Annotated in this window: 20 protein-coding genes and 3 pseudogenes; 14 read left to right on the forward strand and 9 right to left on the reverse strand. The window is 68.6% G+C overall.

Going from position 1 to position 21,544, the window contains the following annotated elements; translation table 11 throughout:
* Window positions 1–777: 777 nt before the first annotated feature.
* Window positions 778–1,410 carry an LOG family protein gene (locus CHF15_RS31160; RefSeq protein ID WP_143681681.1) on the forward strand — a complete coding sequence of 211 codons (633 nt, stop codon included), beginning with the start codon at window positions 778–780 and terminating at the stop codon, window positions 1,408–1,410.
* On the opposite strand, the gene CHF15_RS31165 is transcribed toward CHF15_RS31160, so the two are convergent.
* Window positions 1,311–1,892: a Uma2 family endonuclease gene (locus tag CHF15_RS31165; RefSeq protein WP_089227237.1), complete on the reverse strand. Its 582-nt coding sequence runs from the start codon at window positions 1,890–1,892 to the stop codon at window positions 1,311–1,313. The two genes, CHF15_RS31160 and CHF15_RS31165, sit on opposite strands and share 100 nt — an antisense overlap.
* Before the next feature lie 124 nt (window positions 1,893–2,016).
* Here CHF15_RS31165 and CHF15_RS31170 point away from each other — a divergent pair, with 124 nt between their 5' ends.
* From CHF15_RS31170 to CHF15_RS31185, 5 genes and pseudogenes are all read left to right on the forward strand, one after another.
* On the forward strand, window positions 2,017–2,220 hold the full coding sequence (locus CHF15_RS31170) for a hypothetical protein (protein ID WP_089227238.1): 204 nt from the start codon (window positions 2,017–2,019) through the stop codon (window positions 2,218–2,220).
* 386 nt (window positions 2,221–2,606) lie between these two features.
* Window positions 2,607–2,945, forward strand: a pseudogene (locus CHF15_RS45970) (GNAT family N-acetyltransferase); the annotation flags it as partial.
* Window positions 2,908–3,088 (forward strand): annotated as a pseudogene (locus tag CHF15_RS46760) (transposase); the annotation flags it as partial. The pseudogenes CHF15_RS45970 and CHF15_RS46760, both read left to right, overlap by 38 nt.
* Window positions 3,089–3,369: 281 nt before the next feature.
* On the forward strand, window positions 3,370–3,537 hold the full coding sequence (locus CHF15_RS45145) for a hypothetical protein (protein ID WP_179280050.1): 168 nt from the start codon (window positions 3,370–3,372) through the stop codon (window positions 3,535–3,537).
* Window positions 3,538–4,371: 834 nt separating this feature from the next.
* Complete coding sequence (locus CHF15_RS31185) at window positions 4,372–4,647, forward strand: hypothetical protein (protein ID WP_089227239.1); 276 nt, start codon at window positions 4,372–4,374, stop codon at window positions 4,645–4,647.
* Window positions 4,648–6,772: 2,125 nt separating this feature from the next.
* Here the strand turns inward: CHF15_RS31185 and CHF15_RS31200 are convergent.
* The 3 genes from CHF15_RS31200 to CHF15_RS31210 form a co-directional block, all read right to left on the reverse strand.
* Entirely contained in the window at window positions 6,773–7,117 is a 345-nt protein-coding gene (locus CHF15_RS31200; RefSeq protein ID WP_245939130.1) for a hypothetical protein, read from the reverse strand.
* A gap of 113 nt (window positions 7,118–7,230) precedes the next feature.
* Entirely contained in the window at window positions 7,231–7,434 is a 204-nt protein-coding gene (locus tag CHF15_RS31205) for a hypothetical protein (RefSeq protein WP_089227242.1), read from the reverse strand.
* 249 nt (window positions 7,435–7,683) lie between these two features.
* On the reverse strand, window positions 7,684–7,971 hold the full coding sequence (locus CHF15_RS31210; RefSeq protein ID WP_089227272.1) for a hypothetical protein: 288 nt from the start codon (window positions 7,969–7,971) through the stop codon (window positions 7,684–7,686).
* A gap of 646 nt (window positions 7,972–8,617) precedes the next feature.
* On the opposite strand from CHF15_RS31210, the gene CHF15_RS31220 reads away from it, so the two are divergent.
* The 3 genes from CHF15_RS31220 to CHF15_RS31235 all read left to right on the forward strand — a co-directional run bounded on the left by CHF15_RS31220 (window position 8,618) and on the right by CHF15_RS31235 (window position 11,611).
* Window positions 8,618–9,643 (forward strand): DNA polymerase Y family protein, encoded by a 1,026-nt coding sequence (locus CHF15_RS31220; RefSeq protein ID WP_143681682.1) that lies wholly within the window; start codon window positions 8,618–8,620, stop codon window positions 9,641–9,643.
* Window positions 9,644–9,656: 13 nt separating this feature from the next.
* Window positions 9,657–10,091 (forward strand): DUF6233 domain-containing protein, encoded by a 435-nt coding sequence (locus CHF15_RS44530; protein ID WP_143681683.1) that lies wholly within the window; start codon window positions 9,657–9,659, stop codon window positions 10,089–10,091.
* A gap of 320 nt (window positions 10,092–10,411) precedes the next feature.
* On the forward strand, window positions 10,412–11,611 hold the full coding sequence (locus CHF15_RS31235; RefSeq protein ID WP_089227247.1) for a PP2C family protein-serine/threonine phosphatase: 1,200 nt from the start codon (window positions 10,412–10,414) through the stop codon (window positions 11,609–11,611).
* A 41-nt stretch (window positions 11,612–11,652) separates the two neighbouring features.
* Here the strand turns inward: CHF15_RS31235 and CHF15_RS31240 are convergent, their stop codons facing one another.
* From CHF15_RS31240 to CHF15_RS31250, 3 genes are all read right to left on the reverse strand, one after another.
* Window positions 11,653–12,609, reverse strand: coding sequence for a TIGR03557 family F420-dependent LLM class oxidoreductase (locus tag CHF15_RS31240; RefSeq protein WP_089227248.1), 957 nt, complete (start codon window positions 12,607–12,609; stop codon window positions 11,653–11,655).
* 334 nt (window positions 12,610–12,943) lie between these two features.
* A complete protein-coding gene (locus CHF15_RS31245; protein ID WP_089227249.1) occupies window positions 12,944–13,558 on the reverse strand; it encodes a flavodoxin family protein in 615 nt (204 codons plus the stop codon).
* Between the two features lie 79 nt (window positions 13,559–13,637).
* Entirely contained in the window at window positions 13,638–13,868 is a 231-nt protein-coding gene (locus CHF15_RS31250) for a hypothetical protein (RefSeq protein ID WP_143681684.1), read from the reverse strand.
* 374 nt (window positions 13,869–14,242) lie between these two features.
* On the opposite strand from CHF15_RS31250, the gene CHF15_RS46765 reads away from it, so the two are divergent.
* From CHF15_RS46765 to CHF15_RS31260, 3 genes are all read left to right on the forward strand, one after another.
* Window positions 14,243–14,461, forward strand: coding sequence for a DUF6479 family protein (locus CHF15_RS46765; protein ID WP_410169672.1), 219 nt, complete (start codon window positions 14,243–14,245; stop codon window positions 14,459–14,461).
* Between the two features lie 819 nt (window positions 14,462–15,280).
* The gene (locus tag CHF15_RS31255) at window positions 15,281–17,776 is read left to right on the forward strand and encodes a molybdopterin oxidoreductase family protein (RefSeq protein ID WP_089227251.1); all 2,496 of its coding nucleotides are present in this window, start codon (window positions 15,281–15,283) and stop codon (window positions 17,774–17,776) included.
* Window positions 17,773–18,264 carry a hypothetical protein gene (locus CHF15_RS31260; RefSeq protein WP_089227252.1) on the forward strand — a complete coding sequence of 164 codons (492 nt, stop codon included), beginning with the start codon at window positions 17,773–17,775 and terminating at the stop codon, window positions 18,262–18,264. The genes CHF15_RS31255 and CHF15_RS31260 overlap by 4 nt, the downstream gene beginning before the upstream one ends.
* A 19-nt stretch (window positions 18,265–18,283) precedes the next feature.
* Here CHF15_RS31260 and CHF15_RS31265 read toward each other — a convergent pair whose 3' ends face one another.
* Window positions 18,284–19,207 carry an SDR family oxidoreductase gene (locus CHF15_RS31265; RefSeq protein WP_089227253.1) on the reverse strand — a complete coding sequence of 308 codons (924 nt, stop codon included), beginning with the start codon at window positions 19,205–19,207 and terminating at the stop codon, window positions 18,284–18,286.
* Window positions 19,208–19,297: 90 nt separating this feature from the next.
* On the opposite strand from CHF15_RS31265, the gene CHF15_RS31270 reads away from it, so the two are divergent.
* The gene (locus CHF15_RS31270; protein ID WP_089227273.1) at window positions 19,298–19,753 is read left to right on the forward strand and encodes an SRPBCC family protein; all 456 of its coding nucleotides are present in this window, start codon (window positions 19,298–19,300) and stop codon (window positions 19,751–19,753) included.
* Window positions 19,754–19,780: 27 nt separating this feature from the next.
* A complete protein-coding gene (locus tag CHF15_RS31275) occupies window positions 19,781–21,403 on the forward strand; it encodes a phytoene desaturase family protein (protein WP_089227254.1) in 1,623 nt (540 codons plus the stop codon).
* 15 nt (window positions 21,404–21,418) lie between these two features.
* On the opposite strand, the pseudogene CHF15_RS45985 reads toward CHF15_RS31275, so the two are convergent.
* Window positions 21,419–21,544, reverse strand: a pseudogene (locus CHF15_RS45985) (carboxylate--amine ligase); the annotation flags it as partial.

The raw sequence follows: 21,544 nt of genomic DNA on the forward strand, positions 1-21,544 counted from the left end.
ATAGCACACCGCTATACGAGGGTGGGGGTGATCACGGCAGCAAGGCAGCCACAAGCCTTCCGGAGACACCTGCTCTCACACCCGGCCCCCGGGCAAGACCCCCACACTCCGCCGCACGCCGCGCTGAAGAGTTTCTTGCCCCGGCGTCCTGATGCACCCCCGCTGATCAGATGGTGTCCGTTCCGTGCAGCCACCGAAGGGCTGCACTCACCCATTCGCGCACCTCCGCGTCCAGGTCCTCACCGAGCCGCACGAGGACCGTCGCCGTACTGCGTCATGCAGACGTAGATCAGCGCTGGGCGTCTGGGCTGCTCGGGGCCGTGCGCCGGTCGCGTGGCGGCGGTGGCCGTGTTCTCGGTGACCCGCGTATCAACACCGCATCCCCCGTCACCGCATGTGATTGATCAGGCCTTGGGAGTAGCGTTGCTGAGAGAGGCGGTCCGGGCCCAGACACCCCGCGTCCGCTCCTGTCCGCTGCACTGCGGACACGGCGGACAGGGGAAAGACGTAGCAGAGACCTTCGGGCAGGCCTTACGCCCGCTCCGCGGCGAGCGATCCCTGCGCGACGTCACGCAGTTGGCAGCCTGACGTCTCGGATCTGGAGAACGGCCGCCGGTGGCCCACACCGGCCATGGCCGCCGCGCTGGACCAAGCGCTCAGCACCCGCGGACAGCTCATCGCGCTCTCTGCGCTGCGCCCGGGTCTGCAGCCGCTCGAGCAGGTCGCCGCCCTGCAGCACGACCTTCGGACACCCTCACCACCGGCCTGCCTCGAGGAGTGGGCATACACGGTGGCCGGCACGGCCGCGCCACCCGCTACCGGCCCGAGCTCGTGCCGGAACTCATGGCCGACGTCGCCGACCTCCGGCTGGTCCTGGCCCACCGGCACCCCGAGCCCACCCGACGGCACCTCATCCAGTGCCTGGCTCAGCTGTCCGGCCTGATGGCCCTCACCCTCCTCAAACTGGGCGATCCGGCCGCCCGAGACTGGTGGCCCACCAGCCGGGCCGCGGCCGCCACCAGCGAAGACCGTACGACCCTCGCGTGGATGTACGCGCAAGAGACATACCAGCTCTACTACACCGGCAACCTCCATGGCGCGGTCGAGCTCGCCGCGCGCGCCCAGCACTACGCGGGAGGCCTACCCTGCGTCGGCTCCGCCCTCGCCGCACCGCTCGGCGCCCGGGCCCTGGCCCAGCTCGGCCGCCGCGAGGAGACCAAGACCACCCTCGAGGCCGCCGAGGCCGGGCACGCCGTCACCGCGTCCATCACGTACGGGATCGACACCGCCGCGCACTCTGGAACCCAGCGTCAATTGCTGCGGGGCGGAGTCAGTTTGTCCAGGTCGAGGCGAACCTCAAAGGGCACCGGTCGCTGTAGCGAGTTTCGGAAGATGCCAGCAGGCGCATAGGCGCGGGTTGGTTCGTCAAGCTCGTAGACATGGACAACGGGTGCTCCGTCCTCGTCCTCGATGCACCAGTAGTGCGGGATGCCCGCCTCCGCGTACTTGCGAAGCTTCACGGTGCGATCCCGGTGGGCAGACTCGGGGGAGACCACCTCGATGACGAGTCGCACTTCCTCCGGTGCGAACCAGGTCCGGTCGCCGTCGTAGTCAGCTGTCGTCACCAGCAGATCCGGCTCAGGCCGGTTGCGCTGATCAAGCTTGATGGTCATCTCACGACCCACTCTGGTGTCCGTGGGTGCCTGCTCCATGAGAGCGACAGTGAGCATGGTGACGAGGTGGCCGTGCCACCACCTCTGCGGCGACATCATAAAGACAAGGGCTCCGTCGATGAGCTCAGTGTGGCGCGGTGCCTCGGGGAGGCGATCCAGATCCTCCGCGAACCAGCCTTCCGCGCGCGGCGGGCGCATCCAGTCGGGCAGTGCGGTCATAGGCCAACCCTAGCGATTTCGCCTGTCGTGCGTAGGGCACCAGCGCGGCCATAAGCGGCGCCCCTGAAAACACCGAGCACCCGAACGAGGACCTGATGCCCCTGCCCACCCCGGCATCGCGGACGTGGCGCTGCGCGGCAAGGACGGACAGGTGGAGTACGTGCGGGACTACACCGTGGAGCGTGCCGTCGACGACATCGGGTTCATGGTCGAGGAGACGGACGAAGGGGTGGTGCGGTACAGGATGCAGGTCGTCGCCTCCGACGGCTGCAGCAGCGCCATGGGCAGACGGTGCATCGCCTGCCGCCCGGGCACCGCACCGCCCTGATCATTTACCGCGCCCAGGACGTGGCCGCTACGGTGCCACAGGCACAAGCGGCCAGCGGGGTCCGGGTGTTGTGCGAGATCCTGGCGCTCCCGCCCGGCGAGAGGGCGGAGTGATCGATGGTTCAGGTGACGCCGGCGACGGAGAAGGATGCCAAGGAGATCTCCCGGCTCGTCGGCGAGATTGAGGTCTACTACGGCGGCGCCTACGCCCCGGCAACGTCGACCAGATCCGCTCCGCGCTCTTCGGGGACCGGCCCGCGGCCACCGTGCTCCTCGCCCGCGACGGCGAGGACGTCCTCGGCATGGCCTCCTTCTCCCTGCTCTGGCCCGCAGCCGGCGCCGACACGCGTGCATGGATGAAGGAGCTGTGACCAGGCCCGCCGTTGCGGCGTCGGCCGCGCCCTCCTCGACGCCGTCCGCACCGCGGCCCAAGAGCTCGGCTGCACTCGGCTCGAGTGGACGGCCGACACCGATAACCCGACCGCGCTCGGCTTCTACGAGGCCCTCGACGTCCCAGTAAACGGCGGGAAGGTCGTATACCGGCTCCCGTTCTTTACGCCAAGCTCTACGCCTCGCGATACTTCGTTCCGCCCGGCTGGAGCGCCTGCTCGGCACGCCGGTGGCCGAGGCTCAGCACTCCCCCGTTCACGGCCTCACAGCCGAAGCGGTACCGGAAGATCGACCTCGACTGACCGCCACCGTAGTGATCGACGCCGAGACCCATGAACGGATCGACGTGCTACCGGACCGCACAGCCGACACTCTGCAAGCGTGGCTGCGCGAGCACCCGGGCGTCGAGATCGTTCGCCGCGACGGCTCCGGCGACGTTTGCCGAGGCCATCCGCCGCGCTCTGCCCCACGCGGTGCAGGGCGGTCGCGCGCGTGGACCAGATGGAACCCGCTGCCGTGCTCCTTAGTCGCGGAGTGGACAGGCAGCGCGACCAACCAAAAGACACGTAGCCGGTCCAGTTCACGCACATGCCAGCAGCGTTGGATGCGGGCGGTTCGGCGAGCGGTGAGTTACTGCGGCGTAGTGGTTTCCCAGGCCTGCCCGGGGCAAGACGCCCTACTGGAGTCATCGTCCACTCCGTCGCGGGGCCGGCGGTGGCACCCCGCCCGTCGCGGAACTGCGTCGAGGAGGTGCTCGGAAATGGTGCTTTTCCTGCTGCTTATCATCGCGGCGATCGTCCTCGGGTTGATCGGCGCGGTTGCCCATGGTCTGTTCTATCTTTTGATCATCGGCATCGTGGTCCTCGTGCTCGACTTCGTCTACATCGTCGCGAGAGGGCGTCACAGGCGTCAAAGTCTGCTCCGCTAAGGGACCGCCCCAAGGTCCAGCCGCTGTCGTTTCCCTCAAACTGCTGAAACTCCCGCTCCGCATCGTCGCGCAGCGTGGCCGCCGCGCGCACCTACCAGCGTGCTGCGCACCTCGGCGGCCCGTACTCGATCCCCTCACGAAGCAGCACCTCACCGTCTGGGCCGTGCAGTACAACCTCGACCATGTGCGGGTTCCCCGGTCGCCGGTGGTCCTTCCTCAGAGTCGTGGCTCCACGCACCGTGCAACCACCACACCTCAGGCCCACCGCCACGCCAGTCGAAAAGGTCGGGGTCGAGAACGCTGACGGAATCGGGGGCGAGGCCGGCGCGGCGCAGGAATTCCAGCAGGTCGGCCATTCGGTACGCGGTGCCGAGGAGTTCGTTGTCGACGCGGACCACCCGGCCCCCGGTGTCCCCCGGCGGCATCACAACTATGCGGTGTTCCATCCGGCCAGGATGCCCCTGGGGCGGTTGAGGCGCAGGGTGGAAGAGCGGCCTCGTCCAAGCGGAACGAGTTTCAACCCTCACGGGCGGGGCCGCCCAGGAACGCGGTCCCGTCGACCTCACCGCCCGAGCCCCGGCGGGGCCGCTCACGGACGCGGCCCCGCCTGCCTTCCCTTGGCTCTGGTCAGGCGGGGCCGCTCCAAGCGCCCGTCTGGCCGTGCGGGGCAGAGCTGCGGCCGGGCGGGCCCAAGGACGCGGTCCCGTCGAACCTGCCGCACACAGACGGCGGGGCCGCTCCTCAAAGAGGCGGGCGCCCCCGGCGGTCGTTTGCGCGCCACACCACCCGGCCGTAACCCGCCCACTGTCAGTGCCCGGGGTTAGCATCCGCGCCATGGATGTTCCAGAATCACTCGCTGAGCTGCGGCGGCAGTACGACACAGCCCGGAGGGCACTCGATGCTCACCACCGGGCGACGAAGACCGCAGTCCTTGAGTGGTCGGAGCAGCAGCGAGCCGAGAGCGTCGCGCTGCAGGCCAAATGGCAGGAGGTCGCGGCCGAGTTCCGGGCCGCGATCGAGGAGTCCGGCCTCGAAGCGAAGCATGGCTCGTTCGAGCTGGGAAGGGCCATCCGGAAGGCGGCGTACGGCGACGATTACGCCGGCGAGTAGCCAGCCGCTGGCTCCTGAGCGTGAACGGCCCCGCCGTGGCGCCGGTGGGGCCGCGTACACGCCCGCCTGGCACTCACCACGAACCAGGCGGGCTGCTGGGGGCTAGGGACTGCGCTCCGCGTGGGCGGGGGTCAGGAGATTCCAGCCGACTCCGGAGCACTCGTGGGGAACCGGCGGGAAGGTGTGGCCTAGCACGTCCGTACTGGTGAAGCGGTGGCCCTGGCCACAGGTGCATTCATAGATGCCGCTCGCGGGAACTTTCTCGCCGGGACGATGCATACGCGTCATCTCGTCCATGTGACCTCCTCGCCAGCCGGGACCTGCGTGGAACAGATCCCGGCCTGCAAGGGCGTGACCGCCGAGAGGGGGGAGCCTCTCGGGGAACCGCCCGGTCGGGGGCGAGACGGGCGGTTCCGCAGAGCGCCTTACCTCGCCGGCTACACCGAAACCTTCGGGGCCGGGAATTCTCTGCAGCTCTGGCGGAGCAGAGATCCGCCTACGGCAGTGCCGCATGCCTCCAGGCAGATCGAGCATGCTCGCTCCCGTCGGGAGCACGGGTCTGAGCAAGTCACCGGCGCGGCAGCCTGCTCGGTGTGACCGCTGAAAACCCCGTAACGGCGTCGCGGTCAGGTGGCGGGAGGAAACACGGGTCTTCCGTCGCGTCCTCCTTGCCGATCGGGGCCCGACAAGAGGGCCCCGATCTACAGGGCGCCGATCGCCGAGGGGCGAAGGCCCTTCGGGAAGCCGCCGCCCGAGCAGGAACAGGCTGCGGCAGCTCCGCCTTGTCGCCTTACCTCTCAGGAGTCGCCGAAACACTCGCGCCACACTCTTGCCGTGTCCGACTCCGCCAGACGCTGTGAGCGCCGAGGCTCCAGGCAGTAACGGCGAGGATACGCCGCTGTGCGAGCCCGCCCGGCTGGGGCCCGGGCCTCGTGGATGGTTCACACGACCAGTCGGGCGGACATTTGCGGGCGCCCGCCTTGAGTCAAAGGAAGGACAGCGGCGAGGTCGCAGTTCCATGGTGCACCGGATCGGCGCAGTCTGCGACGCCCTCACGGCACAGCCTGCGCAGGTGAGAGCCTATTCTTCTGTGGCGGTCCTGCGGCCAAGTGGAGGCACGTCCGGAAGGATCGCACTTCCAGAATCCCGCAATAGCCCGTCGCCGCGCGCTGAACATGTGGGCCAGGCTCCGCCTCTCGCACGGCAGGAGCCTGGCCCTCGGCCGAAGGACGTCTGGGGATGGAGGACAACCCTTCGGGCGCTGCGCCTAGCCTCCGCGGGCCTGCGCAGGGCCGCAAGCGGGTGGCTGCAGGCGGGTGACGGGCGGCTTCGCCCTGTGACGTCTCCCGCGCGGACGGGGCCGCGCTACCAGCATGCGACTGCCGATGGCTGGGGTCACGCTTGGCTCATGAGCTGCCGAGTGATCGTGCACCCGCCGGCGGGAAGCGGTGGACGCCGCGTGCGGTGCGACGGGAAGATCCTTGGTCTCGCATACGCTCCGCGCGATCTGCTCACGTTGGTACGCCGTGCTGGGCTTCCGCTACGGATAGGTGACTTGTACAGCGGCGAGGTCGTCGAGTGGCGCGGGGTCGGCCCCACGATGTGGTGACGCTTCTGGCTCCTGCTCGGGACCTCTCGATACTCGTGCGGGCAGATGCGGAGCTGAGAGCGGGGCGGGAGCGGGGCAGGAGCGCGGCCCTGCCCGAATGTGCGGCGGAGGCCAGGACGGGGCCGCAGCCACCTGATGCGCGGTGTGCCGGGCGAGCACGCTGGAGAATGCGAGTCGGCTGGTCGTCCTACCGCCATCGATAAGCGGCGGCCGGCGCGACGAAGGGGCTTTGGGAGTGGCCCTGCGTTGTTCCCTTCGGCGCGTCGGCCCGAAGGCAGCGCAACCGGGCATACGCTCGCGCCGTTGTCTGTGGCCACCTCTGCGGACACGGCCCAGGGCCCCGCCGGCGACACGGGGCCCTTCTTCGTACGCTGAGGACTGCCGCCGCAAGGTCACCGTTGGCGAGCGTTGTGACGGGGCGGCACTTCCACAGGCGGCGTGCGGCGGGTCGCCTTCGAAGGCGACCCGCCGCTTTGCCTCAGCAAATCGCGTGTATTCCGCCCAGAGGCAGGACGCTCACTCAGGCGGCCACAGCGCCATCGGCACGCGCATGTCGATGACTGACACCCACTCCGCCTGTGGGATCGCCCGCTCGAGGACAAACCATTCGTCGGGGCGCCCGCCGAAGCGCGTCGCGGTGAGCACTTGAGCGGTCTGGGCGGGCAGCTTCGTGCCAGCCCAAGCGTGCCACCGCTGCACTTCCGGTTCGGGGATCTCCACCGTGATCCGCACCGTCCGATCGCTGAACGAAGCAGGCAGCGAGGCCGGGCCGGGGTCAGCTGTGAGATGCACAGTGCGCAGGACCTCCGGCGGGTCCTCCGAGTCCGTGGGCCACGTCGTCTTGATCTCTGCGTCTGCCAAGATCAGCGGCCAAAGCTCAGGCCACTGAAGTGGCAAAGCAGCATCCCGAGAGGCTACTGAATGGTGCTCTCTACGGATTCCCGCGGCGGCCCAGGCGGCTCGACAAGTCGCCCTTACTCCTCGGTCGGGGCGGTGAGCCGCATGCGGTAGCGCACGATGCCGCCCTCGGGCAGGTCGAGGAGCATGCTGCTTCCCTCAGTGGCTCGGGCCTGGATCCAAGCGCGGACGCGGGCAACCTGGTCAACGGGGCCGGTGAGGACGACGTCGACGGTGTGGCCGTCGGGCGGCGGGATCAGATCGCTTTCAACTGTGCTCATGGCTTGTCAACGGTGGGCCTGCGCGGGTGCGACGGTAGCTAGGCGGTGGCCACTCGAAGGAGTGAGCGGCGGCGACCGGGGTTGGGCGCGACCCCCTATGCGCCGACCGAGATGCGAGGAATGAGCGGCCCGCGTAGCGGCAGGCGGGGTCAGCGTTCGACGGGGCCGCGTCTGGAGCCCGCCCGGCCGCAGCGTGGACTTGGGACAACCGGGCGGGCAGCTTGAACGCTCAGCGCGAGCAGGGGCGCCTCAGGCCGCGGCTTTCTCTTGGACCTTGTCCTTGAGGTGGTGGATGTCGCTCTCCTGGAGCGAGCCGTCCGCCTGCTCGTACTGGCTGAGGGCGAGGCCAAGGCCAAAGAAGGTGGGGGCCCACTCGCCGACATAGATTCCCCAGCGGTCGGCGCGAGCCAGGCCTACACCGGGTTCTGCCGTGAGGCTCGTGGCCCAGGCGGCAACGGACAGGCCGATTGACGCCATGCCAGCCAGGTACGCGTGCTCGCTACGTATGCCCATGCCGTGCATCTTCTGGATGATCATGGTGGGCTCCTCGGATGGGAAAGCCAACTTCCCCCTTTGGCCCGACTTGCCCTGAATTACCCAGATGAACCCGCTCCATGTACCCAACCTGCAGCCACGGCGCCCGAGCATCACTCCCCGCATACACCGCACCGGGTGGCTGTTCCGGGCGCGCCCTACCCGTCGTTCGGGCTCGCGTGACAGCGGGGGCACGGCATGACATCGGGCATGCGGAACGCGATCTCGACCTCGCGCGGGCCAAGCCAGCCACCAGCGGCATCCGGGCAATCTCCCCGGTGAATCACGGCGCGGAGCCTCCCGTCCTTCGGTACGTGCTGGAGGCGGAAGCGGCCAGGAGAAGGGTGCCTGCGTTCTGCTCGCGTAGACGCCGCGGGCTCGGCCAGCTCAGCGGTCTCGCGGATCTTGGCGTCGACAGCGTCAATCTGTAGCTGCAGGTAAAGGCGGATCACCCGCAGCCGTTCCAGATCTGAAGGCAGAGCGCCCACATCAGCGAGCCTACTAGCTCGCCTGCCCGGAGCTTGGCGCCCGCGTGCCGGACTTTGCGCGGGGCGCTGCCACCTGGGCGCCCCTCAAGGTGATGATCGTTTCGCGTGTGACCGCGCGACATAATCGAACATGTGTACAGTGACTTAAGGAGGCAGTGACGATGGACGACGAAGCCCTTCGTGTCGAGATCGGTGCACACGTACTGCACGCGCGGCTGATGATTCGCCGCGTCCCGGAGGTCACCTATAGGGGCCTGCTGTCGCTGCTCGGCGACGTAACGCCGGTGGTGCAGCCGCTTCCGCCGACTGCGGCTATCGCTGACGTTGCCGGCGCCGTGCGGTACTGGGATCGCACCCCGTCCGAGCTGGCTCTATGGATTCGGACGCGGGCTCTTGGGGGCTTCGGCCTGCCTTTGCAGGTCGGAGTCGGGCCGAACTGGGCGGTAGCCGCGATGGCTTCCGCTCATCCCGGCCGCAGCGGTGTCCGTGTTGTACCTGGCGACTACCGGGCGGTCAGTGCCTTCCTTGATCCTCTGCCGGTGCAGGATTTGTACGGCGTAGGCCAAGCGCAGGCTGCGACCTTGGACCGGTACGGGCTCCGCACCATCGGCCAAGTGGCGCGCGTGCCCGTGGAAACCCTGCAGCGGGTCCTCGAGGGCCGCATACAGGCGCGGCTGATCCACGAGCGGGCTCGCGGCATCGACCCTAGGCCGGTGACCGCAACCGACCTGCCACAGAGCATTGGCATCCATAGGAGCCTTGCCAGGGATTCCATCGACCCCGATCTCATCGGCAGGGAGATTCTCCATGCCGCGGTAGACGTGGCCCATCAGCTGCGCGAGCGCGGCCAGGTCGCAGGCGTGCTCACTTTGGGGATCTCCTTTGTTGGCGGCAGCAGCGTGACCCGCTCGCGGACGCTTTGCGAAGCCACTGCATACACCGATGATCTGCGAGCCGCCGCAGCGGAACTTTTCCAGAGGCTGGGGCTTCAGCGGGCAAGGATCCGCGGCATCGCAGTACGCGCTGAACAACTGAGCAGTGCCGAGGCAGCCTCGGTCCAGCTGAGCCTCGACCCCCAGCGCGAGGCAAGCCACCGCTTGGACCCAGTCGTCGACCAGGTGAACGCCCGGTTCGGACCGGGTACCGTCACCTGGGCGCCCCTAGCCCACCGCCGTCACAGCGCCTGATCTGAGCAGGGACGTGCACGAGGACCTGCCCACCGATCCTGCCGAGCTCCGCGTCATCGAGGGCCATCTGATCCGCCTCCTCGCCCGCATCCGCGAGCAGCAGGAGGCACCCATGCCGCCCCACCAGGACCTGCCTGCTGGGCACGCCTGGCTGCGAGTGATCGAAGCCCACACGGCAGCACAACTACGCCGGGCCGGGGAGCAGCTCTACGAGGTGGAGACCGGGGATCAACCTTGGGTTTCCGGCCCAGCCCGAGGCTGGCGGCTGCAACACCTGCCCACCCCGGTCGGCCAGGCACTCCGCGAAGTCTTGCACCGTGCTGACTGCTGGATCGACAACGGCGAAGATCTCACCAGCGCAGAAGCTTCCGCTCATGCTGTGCGGCCGAACGTGCAGCTGTGCCGAGTGTGCCGCCCAAACCCACTGGACGAGCCCCATCAAGTGTGACTGCGTTCCTCATGGCACTCGCGACGGTAGCTCTGAAGGGAGGCCGGGGGTCTGAACAGGCCAGGCGCCTATCGAGAACCCGCGAGGTGCCGCAGCATCGATTGCCCCTTTTGCGACGCGGCGAGACAGTAGAACCTGAGCTGGGGTCCGTGCCCTATGGCAAGTGCATTAGCCGAATCAAGCCCCAGAAAGACGAGGCCGCAGGGTGCCTGATCTCGCCGTGCTTGAGCACGGAACGGTGGCGCAGCGGACGGTGTCCAGCGCCTACCGAGCCGCTCTCGATTACGCCGCTCCGGCGGCACCGACAGAGGGAGCCCCTCATGACGCCTGATTCGCTACAGCTGGCGGAGGTGCTCAACGCGGCGGAGAACGCCGCACCGGTGGAGTCGATCGACGTCGTCGCCCGTCACCTGCGGGACCGGTTCGGCGCACGGTATGTGGCCTTCCTCTTCGTGGACGTCGCCCGCCAGCAGCTGGTGCGGGTCAGCGAGCACGCCGCCTCGCACGTGAGCCGGGACATCGAAGAACTTCCGCTGGTCGGGAGTCTCCACGACGAGGCGCTGCGCACCCAGCGGCTGGTGCACGAGCCCGATGGTGTGCAGGGGCACCGAGTGCTCGCGCCGGTGACCAATCGGGGCGACTGCATAGGGGTGCTGGAACTGACTTTGCCACTCGTCACCGAGGAAAAGCTGGCCCAGGTTCAGGAGACGGCGCACGCACTCGCGTACATCATCGTGACCGACCGCCGCTTCACGGACCTCTACCAGTGGGGACAGCGCACCACTCAAGTGAGTCTGGCCGCCGAGATTCAGCGTCAACTACTGCCCACAGCCCCCAGTTGCGAGGCTGCCCAATTCGTCCTCGCTGCAGCACTGGTGCCCGCGAACGCCATCGCCGGTGACACCTACGACTACTCCCTCGACCGAGAGACCCTCCACCTGTCGATCACTGATGCCATGGGCCACAATGTTCGCTCCGCCCTGCTGGCCACTCTCCTGGTGAATGCCTCACGCGGGGCCCGGCGCGCCGGCTGCGATCTCGCAGAACAAGCCCGGCGTACGCACCAGGCGGTCCTCGACCACGCCCCAGGCACCCTCGCCACCGGCCAACTGATCCGCGTAGCCCTGGACGGAACCAGCTTCCAACTGGTCAATGCCGGCCACCCCTGGCCGTTGATCTTGCGTAGCGGCACGGTGGACGAAGTCCGCCTGAAAGTCGACCTGCCCTTCGGCGTGCCGTCACCGATGCCCTTTCGAGTACAGGACTTCGACCTGCAGCCTGGCGACCGGCTCCTCCTCTACACCGACGGCATGCAAGAACACGCAGCGCAGTCTGTGGATCTGCGGGCCCTCCTCCGCGACACCACCAAGGAGCACCCACGTGAAGTCGTACGCGCGTGCACCTCTGCGGTAACGGAGGCTTCCGAAGGCCAGTTGGCGGACGACGCCTGCGTCGTGTGCTTGGACTGGCATGGCCCTCAGGCCTCCGGCCGTTCCACTCGGGCCGGAGCCGACATCTGACTCCCTGCCCGCACTGGCAGATCGTGTTCCTGTGGGTACGCTCAAGCGCGCAGTCGGGGGAGGACCTCTGCACGGTAGAAGTCGAAAAACTGCTCCTGGTCAGGGCCGATCTGGTTCACGTAGACCTCGTCGAATCCGGCCTGGGAGTAAGCGCTGACGGCTTCGACGTGGTCGTCGGCGTCGTTGCCGCAGACGATGGCGTCGGCGATCATTTCCTCAGTAATGAGGGTGGCGGCCTGTTCGAAGTGCTCTGGGGTGGGGAGGATCTGGGCGAGCTCGCCCGGCAACTGCTCGTTAGGCCACAGCCGATGCACGGTTTTCACCGCGCGCGCCCGATCGGTGTCCCAGCAAACCTTCAGTCCGCCGATGACCGGCTTGCTGCCGCCCCCAGCCCGCCGAAACTGCTCCACCAGCGGCGTGTCGGGTTTCATGGTGACGAAGCCGTCCCCGATACGGCCGGCCAGCGCCGCCGCCTCGGGCCCGAAGCCCGAAATGTACAGCGGTGCTGGTTCCGTGGGAACGGTGTAGAGCCGGGCGTTCTGAACGGTGTAGTGGGTGCCGTGATGAGTGACCCGCTCACCGGTGAAGAGCTTCCTGATGACTTGAACGGCCTCTTCCAGCATCTGCAGGCGCTCCGCGGCCTCAGGCCAGGCATCTCCCAGGATGTGCTCGTTGAGTGCCTCACCGCTTCCCAGCCCAAAGCGGAATCGGCCGTTGGTAAGCACGGCCGCTGTTGCGGCAGCCTGGGCGTTGATCGCCGGGTGCACACGGACCGTGGGGCAGGTGACCAAGGTGGTGATCGGCAGCGATGTCACCTGGGACAATGCTCCGATCATGGACCAGACAAACGGGCTTTCGCCCTGCTCGTCGTTCCATGGGTGGAAGTGGTCGGAGATGGCCAGTGCCTCGAACCCTGCCTGCTCGGCCATGCGCGCCTGATCGATCAATTCGGCGGGGGCGAACTCTTCCGAGGACAGGAAGTATCCGTAGATGGCCATGGGGTTCCTTCCAGCACGTTGATGATCAGACCAAGGGCGCGCAGGTTGGCCCTTCCTTGATGCCTCACGACAGATCTGCGGGAGACCATCGGCCCGCCAGGTTCAGCGTGCATGTGCGTCACGATGCCGGCCCCCTCCGATTTCCTCACAGCGCGTCTCTTCGTGCGCAGCGCGCGCTGCCATCAGAGTGGGGTCGCCCCCCAATGGGCTTGATCAGTGGAGCAGGCACTTCGCCCCGTGCGAGGATTGCGCTCGTCGACCTAGGGCATGCCGGTTGCGCCATGCTCGCCACGCGGGTCGGCTTCTTCCGAAGCAGTAGAACGCTGGCTGTTTGTTAAGCCGCGGGGAACGGGGCGGCACGCAGGTTGCGGGCCAGATGGGCGGCATTGGAAGCCAGGGTTTTGGTGGTCGTGGCCACGGCTTCGGGCGTATTGTCCAAGTCCTGGTAATCGGTTCCCTGCATCGCCTCACCGACCCAGTAGGTGACGGCCCCGGCGGCCAGGGAGAATCCGACGTCGTTGAGGGCCTGGAACAAGTCTGCACTGACCTTGTGTGCGCCGTCCTCATTGCCGACGACACACACCGCTGCGACCTTGCCGTACGTCAGTGGGCGGCCCTGGTCGTCGGACTCCGAGAGTTCACCGTCCAGGCGTTCCAGCACGCGCTGCGTGACGCTGCACGGGTGGCCCAGCCATATCGGGGTGGACAGCACCAGGATGTCGGCAGCGAGGATCTTTTCCCGGATGGCTGGCCATGCGTCCCCGTCACCCATGTTCACCGACACCCCGGGGCGCACGTCGTGGTCGACCACGCGTACCGACTCGCCGGTCACGCCTTGCTCACGCAGCGCCTGAAGCGTCTGCTCGGCGAGCAGTTGTGAGCTGGAGCGGGCCGGAGAACGATTGAGGGTGCAGACCAAAGCCAGAGCTCGCAACGGTGTGTTGTCCATGAGACACGGTTAACCCGTCGAGACCGGGCCACACCTGAGCGATGCGCATACCTTGGCGGCAACACCCGCCATGGAAACATCAGCTGGACTGACCCTCGCCGGAGCGCAGCTGCCTCAACCGGGAGGTGAGCAGCTGGATGATCGGAGTCCGGTCCCGGTGCCCGCGCTCGTACCGCAGTACCGCTGTTGCTTCCTCCTTGCCCAGCTCGCCGACGTGTCCTTCCACCTCGATCCGAGGCAGGTGCTTGTAGCCGGCTATCGGCAGTTCCTGGGTCGTCGGCGCTGGAGTTATGTCATCAGGCAAGTCCACCTCAGTCACCCCTCAGTATGTGTAGTTCGGGTTCCCGCCGAACACGGCACAAAACACACCGAGCAGCTCCATACGGTCCTCCTGCATCGTGTCCGCTTGCGTAAGCCAGGCGGATGCAGTCGCTCAACGAGCCTTCGCGCAGAGCATCATTCAAGCTGCTGAGAAGCTTTACAGCCCTTGAACGAGGAGCTCGGCCAAGAAGTCCTCTGTTGTGCGAAGGTCCGCTCGAGTCATCCAATTTCGATTAAGACCGGCAGCTGAGTGTCGCGTATCACCCAGCTGCTCTGCAGGCTCTCGGCTACGAATCGATGTTGGTGCGTGGCCTGCCTGCAGCGCGTTGTTCTTCGTACGGAGGGTAACCGCGTTCCATGCAGATGGAGTGGACGCAAGTTGCCCCGCCTCATGACTACCTTGTGGGAACCGTACCGTTCGTCGTGGGCGTCGCCCTGGTGGTCCTCCTCATCACGGCCGTCGCTGTCGGACGCCGTGTACGCAGGAGGCAACCGCCACCGGAGCGTGGGGCACAGGCGCGCAGCACGTCCTGGCGCACCCGCCAAGAACACGACGCCGGCGACCGGAATGAGGGCGGTTGATACCCCCGTGCCCCTGCCCCGTGCGCATCTCCCGTCGGCGACGGACGCTTCTGGCGGGACTGCACACGATTTGGTGTCTTCCACGCGGGGAGAGCAGCCAACGGCCCCAATCACACCGCCGTTCCGCAACGAGGCTGAACTCGCCGTTGCCCGGCCTGCTCCGTAGCTCGCGGCCTTCATGGCGGGGCGTGCCGGATCAGGCCCGCGTGAAGAGGTCGCCGCGGGATGCTGCCGCGAGTTGGGGCTGGCCGGGGACCTCACGGCCTTGTTCAAGCCACTGCCGCACCACGGCGTTGTAGATAGGGGCGGAAGCCGACAGCCAGTACGCACCGGCCAATTCAGCAGAGCTTGTGATGGGTGGCGCCGGCGTACCCGTGGTGTCTTCCATGCTCGCCCAACGATCAGAACAGGTACACGGTCGTGGTGAACGGCGTCATCGCGTATTGACGTGGGCATCCACGTGGTCGGACCTGCACCACAAGGGTCAGACACCTGGGTCGTCCAGCGAGGCGGTGACCGAGTGGACACTGGCAGGCTCGCGGGCGCACATCAACGAGGGCACGCGTCACCTGGCCGACGGTAGGGGTATCGCTCTTCGATGACCTGCCAGGGCTCAACGAGGAGGAAACCCTGTACGAGAGCGATGGGTGCACAGGAGCGAACCGTCGGGGGGCCCACCAGAATGGATCGTGGGGTGGTGCATCTCTCGTTGAAAACGCAAGGGCCGCAAGCCGCAGAACGCTCAGCGCAGTGTAGTCAAGCAGACCGCGGGTACCCGAGGAGCGATCGGCGCCGAGAGGCCACAGCCCGGAGGCGAACATGGAGCCGTCAGTGGACCGGATCGCGTACCCGTGGGGCAGCCGGACGCCCTATGGCCGGCACGAAGCGTGGCCCACGCGCGTGGACGCGTACCTGGCCGAGGGAGTCGAACCGGAGAAGGTGGACCGGTGGGTGCAAGCCGCGTCGATCCTGCACTCGGACGGCGACGCCATGGATATCGCCGTCGTCGGGAACCGGATGGTGGGCGTGCGGGGCCGCGCCACCGATCGGGTCAACCACGGCCGGCTGGGCCCTAAGGACCTCTTCGGCTGGCAGGCCAACGGCTCTGCGGACCGGCTCACCCGGCCGCTGATCCGTCGCGACGGCCGACTGGTCGAGTGCGGCTGGGACACCGCGATGGACCGCGTCGTCTCTCGTTCGAGGGCACTGCTGGATGAGCACGGACCTGGCTCGCTCGGCTTCTACACCTCCGGTCAGCTGTTCCTGGAGGAGTACTACACCCTCGCCGTCCTGGCCCGGGCCGGGATCGGCACCAACCATCTGGACGGCAACACCCGTCTGTGCACGGCGACCGCCGGGGAGGCGCTGAAGGAGTCGTTCGGCTGCGACGGCCAGCCGGGATGCTACGACGACTTCGACCACGCGGACGTCATCGCCCTGTTCGGGCACAACATCGCCGAGACCCAGCCAGTGCAGTGGATGCGCATCCTCGACCGTCTCGAGGGTGCGGCCCCTCCGCTGTTGGTCTGCGTCGACCCCCGCCCCACTCAGGTGGCCCGCCGGTCCGCCGTCCATCTCGCCCCGCGCGTCGGCACGAACGTGGCCCTGATGAACGCCCTGCTGCACGAAATCATCCGCACCGACCGGGTCGACCACGAATACATCGAGGCCCACACGGTCGGCTACGAAGAACTGACAGAGCAGGTGCGGAAGTGCAGTCCTGAATGGGCCGCCGGGATCTGTGACGTACCGGCGGCGCGCATCGCCGAGGCCGCGGAGATCCTGGGAAACGCGGACCAGTTGACGTCGACCGTGCTCCAGGGCTTCTACCAGTCGCACCAGGCGACAGCGGCCGCCGTCCAGGTCAACAACCTGCACCTGCTCCGCGGCATGCTGGGCAGACCCGGGGCCGGTGTGCTGCAGATGAACGGCCAACCCACCGCGGAGAACACGCGCGAATGCGGGGCCAACGGTGACCTGCCCGGCTTCCGCAACTGGGAGAACGCCGCCCATGTCGCCGATCTCGCGAAGGTCTGGAACGTCGAACCGTCGGCGATCCCGCACTACGCGCCCCCCACGCACGCCATGCAGATGTTCCGCTACGCCGAGCAGGGGTCGATCCGCATGCTGTGGATCAGCGGTACGAATCCCGCCGTGTCCCTGAGCGAACTGTCCCGCATCCGCTCGATCCTCACGCAGGAGCGCCTTTTCGTCGTTGTGCAGGACCTGTTCCTCACGGAGTCGGCGCAACTCGCCGACGTGGTACTGCCCGCGGCGACCTGGGGAGAGAAGACGGGCACCTTCACCAACGCCGACCGCACTGTGCACTTGTCGGAGAAGGCCGTCGACCCTCCCGGCGAGGCCAGGCCGGACCTGGAGGTCTTCCTCGACTACGCCACCCGTATGGACTTCCGCGACAAGGACGACGGCCTGCTGGTCAAGTGGGACGACCCCGAATCCGCGTTCGAGGCGTGGAAGCGGTGCAGCGTCGGCCACCCCTGCGACTACACCGGTATCACCTACGACAAGCTGCGCGGCGGCAGCGGCGTCCAGTGGCCGTGCAACGACGAGGCCCCCGACGGCACCGAACGGCTGTACCGCGACGGAATCGCCTGGGCACACCCGGACCTGTGTGAGAGCTACGGCAAGGACCTGGTCACCGGCGCCGCCGACAGCGTGGTGGAATACCGCTCCCTCAACCCGGACGGCAAGGCGATCGTCAAGGCGGCCCCGTACCTGCCGCCGCACGAGGAACCGAGCCCGGAGTACCCATTCCAGCTCACCACGGGGCGCACGATCTACCACTTCCACACCAGGACCAAGACGGGCCGGGCGCCCCAGTTGAACGCCGCTGCCCCCGACGTGTGGGTGGAGATCTCCGCCGGCGACGCCGAAGCGCGAGACCTGCACGAAGGCGATCTGGTCGAGGTCACCACGCCCCGCGGGGCGCTGCGCGGGCGGCTGCGCGTCACCGGCCTCCGGACGGGGCTGCTCTTCGTACCGTTCCACTACGGCTACTGGGACACTCCCGCGGGGCACGGGCCGGACGGTGACACCCCGAGCCGCGCCGCGAACGAGACAACCGTCACCGACTGGGACCCGGTCTCCAAACAACCGCTGTTCAAGACCGCCGCGGCTGCCCTGACCCTGGTGCGACGCGGCGACGGAGCCACCGCTCCCGCACCGACCACCACGGCCTCTGCGCCCGTGCGGAGCGGCGCCGTGCCCGCCACTGCGGGAGGCCCGGGCGCGTATGCGTCCCAGGTGCCCGGCGGGCTCCCCTCCCCCGACACGCAGGAAGGCGGAATCCGGTGAACGGCATCAAGGACCTGCTGCGCGCGCTGCACGGCGACGAGGAGCACCTGGCGAAGGAATTTGTCGCCGTGGCCGACCGCCATCGCACGGAGCACGAGGTCCACCACGTCGCCGTCGACCTGGCCGCATGGTCCCGCGAGCACACGCGCCGAATCGCGGACACCGCCCAGGCCTACGACCTGGACCTCGATCCGTTGGACGAACCGCATGTCGGCCTCCTGTCGACGATCGGCAGGAAGACCGCCGAGGCGGTCGGGCGCCACCCCGAACCGGCGCTGCTGCTCCTGCGGGACCTGCGCGACCTCCACCTCGCCGCGTCCGGCAACTCCCTGTACTGGGAGATGCTGGCCCAGGCCGGACAGGCCACGAAGGACGAGGCCCTGCTCGACGTCGCGACGCGGTGCCACCCTCAGACGCTGCGGCAGATGCGCTGGACCAACACCATGATCAAGACCCTGTCGCCCCAGGCCCTCGCGAGCCTGCGATGACCGCTCCCTGACGGCGAGGTCAGGGCCGGGAGACGGAACTCCCGGATGGATCGGCGCGGCCGCCCGCGCCGAGCAGGCCGGTGTCGGTGATGTCGCCGCGCTCTTCGAGATCGCCCATCGTGTGCCGGGCCCGCCAGGCCACCAGGCCGGGCAGGAGGGTGCGCACCGCTTGGACGCCGCGCAGCCAGGGCTGTACGTAGACGGCGGCCGAGCGGTGCTCGATGCCGCGTACCAGCCGTTCCGCAGTGGCCTCGGCGGTGTAGGTGCGGCTCGCGGGCCAGGGCATGAGGGCTCGCAGTTCACGCATGGTCGGGTGACACTCCGCGTCGCGGATCATCTCGGTGTCTGTCCAGCTCATGTAGGCGACGGCGACGTCGACGCCGCGGTGCGCCACTTCGGCGCGCAGGGAGTGCGTGAACGCCTCAACCCCTGACTTGGAGGCGCAGTAGGCGGACATCAACGGGGCCGAGCCCATGGCGGCGAGCGAGGAGACCTGCAGGTAGTAGCCGCGGGTGGCCAGCAGGTGCGGGAGGAAGGTGCGGGCGGTCAGGGCGCTTCCGACGAGGTTGACCTCGACGATCCTGCGCCAGGTCGCCATGGACGCCTCCGCGAACGGCCCTCCGGCGGCGATGCCGGCGTTCGCCACGACCACGGAGGCCGCACCGAACCGCTCGGCCACTTCGTCGGCGGTGCGACGCATTGCCGCCTCGTCCGTCACGTCGACGCACCAGGCCCGCGCCGTCCCGGGCGCAGCGGCCGCGGCCGACTCCAATTCCCCTGGTTCCAGTCCGAGCAGCGCGACATGGGCTCCGCGAGCGGCGAGGATGTGCGCCACCGCCCGCCCGATGCCTCGGGCGGCGCCGGTCACCACCGCCGTACGGCCCATGAGAGGCGGGGAGCCGGTCACGCTGGACCTCCAGATCCCGCAGACGTCCTTCGACATCGAGGAAACTCCGCGAATACACCTATAACGACCGTAACGGAGGGCAGGAGAACAAGCGGCCGGGAACACCGGGTGCCACTGGAGGAATCCATGGCGGTACGACACCGACTCGTGCGTGGCGCGCTGGAAGAGGTATGGGCCGTCCTCGCGGACGGCAGGCTCTACGGGGACTGGGTCGTGGGGCCGTCGTCGTCCCGACATTCCGCCGGTGACTGGCCTGGGGTGGGGTCCAGAATCGAATACACGGTGGTCCTCGGCCCGGTGAAGCTGACGGGCGAGACGATCGTCCGGCTTTGCCAGCCCCCGCGGCAGCTGGAGCTGGAAGCCCTCAGCGGATGGCTCGGCTCCGCGCGGATCGCCTTCGAACTGCGCCCTTGGGGGGACGACACCCTGGTCATCGTGGACGAACACCCGCTGCGCGGCCCCGGCGGCGCGCTCCACAACGCCGCGCTGGACGCTCTGCTCCAGGTCCGGCACCGCAGCATGCTCGGGCGGCTGGCCCGGGTCGTGGAGACGCACGGGGCGCACGAAGGCGAGGACGACTGAACGGGGCCGGTTACGGGAGGCACGCCCATGGCAGACGCGGTGGTGATCGGCGCGGGACCCAACGGTCTGGTCGCCGCGAACCTGCTGGCCGACGCGGGATGGAGCGTCGAAGTCCTCGAGGCGCAGGACGAGCCCGGCGGCGGGGTCCGCTCCGCGCGGGACGTCCATCCCGATTTCGTGCACGACCTCTTCAGCTCCTTCTATCCCCTGGCGGCCGCCTCGCCGGTCATCCGCGGGCTCGGGCTACACCGCGAAGGGTTGCGGTGGAGCCACGCGCCGGCCGTGGTCGCCCATCCGTTGCTCGACGGCCGCTGCGCGGTGCTGCACCGGAGTGCCGGCGATACCGCCGCCGTGCTCGACGCGGAATTCGACGGCGACGGCGCGGCATGGCTACGGCTGTGCACGGCCTGGGACCGCCTCGGTGACGACCTCGTCGACGCGCTGTTCACGCCTTTCCCACCGCTGCGTGCGGGACTGCGGCTCGCGGCCCGGCTGCGCGCTGGCGGGGGGCTGCGGATGGCCCGCACGCTCGTACTGCCCGTGCGGCGCCTGGGCGAGGAGGAGTTCCGGGGCGAGCTGGGGGCCCTCCTGCTGGCCGGCAGCGCACTCCACGCCGACCTGGCGCCGGAGGCGGCAGGGAGCGGAGGCTTTGGGTGGCTGATGGCCATGCTGGGCCAGACGTACGGTTTCCCCGTACCTGTCGGCGGGGCCGGGGCGCTCACGGCCGCCCTCGTCAGCCGTCTTCGCAGGCAGGGCGGCACGCTCCGCTGCGGGACCCGGGTGGCTTCGGTCGTCGTGCGCTCCGGGCGGGCGGTGGGCGTCCGCACGGTCGACGGCGACGCGGTTCCGGCGCGCCGCGCCGTGCTGGCCGACGTGTCCGTGCCCGCCCTGTACGGCGAGCTGGTGAGTCGCGACGACCTTCCGGCTCGGGTTCTGGAGGATGTGCGCCGCTTCCAGTGGGACTTCGCGACCTTCAAGGTGGACTGGGCCCTGGAGGGCCCGGTGCCCTGGTCGGCGCCCGCGGCGGCTCAGGCGGGAACGGTGCACCTGGCCGAGGGGGTCGACGCGCTGACGCAGTTCGCCGCGCAGATCGCCATGGGGCAGGTGCCCGAACGGCCCTTCCTCCTGTTCGGGCAGATGACCACGGCCGACCGTTCCCGTTCGCCCGCCGGCACGCAGTCGTCGTGGGCGTACACCCACCTCCCCCACCGAGTCCGCGGCGACGCGGGAGGCGCGGGCATCGCCGGCATCTGGGACCGCGCCGACCAGGAACTGATGGCCGACCGGGTGGAAACCCAGGTCGAGCGGTACGCTCCGGGCTTCCGCTCGCTCATTGCGGCCCGCCGCATCCTCGCCCCACCCGATCTGGAGGAGCACGACGCCAATCTCCACGGGGGTGCCATCAACGGCGGCACCGCGGCCATGCACCAGCAGCTCGTCTTCCGGCCCCTGCCGGGCACCGGACGCCCCGAGACAGCGATCGCCGGGCTGTTCCTGGCGTCCGCGGGGGCTCACCCGGGCGGCGGGGTCCACGGTGCACCGGGCGCCAACGCCGCTCGTGCCGCGCTCCGCTCCCGCTCCCCCAGCCGTGCGCTGAGTAAGGCGCAGCGTGCCCTCGCCCGCCACGGTCGCCTCGGTCACCCCGTCTGAGAGCCACAGTGGCCATCACACTTGCGTGCGACGGACGCAGGCCGCGGCGACCTCGCGGAGGCTTCCGGTGCGCCGGAACAGCTCGCGCTGGACGCGGGCGCCGTTGCCGGTCTTGAGGAGTCCGGCGAGGGCGTCCTGCGC

The sequence above is a fragment of the Actinacidiphila glaucinigra genome (assembly GCF_900188405.1).
In the GTDB taxonomy this organism is placed as follows: Bacteria; Actinomycetota; Actinomycetes; order Streptomycetales; family Streptomycetaceae; genus Actinacidiphila; species Actinacidiphila glaucinigra.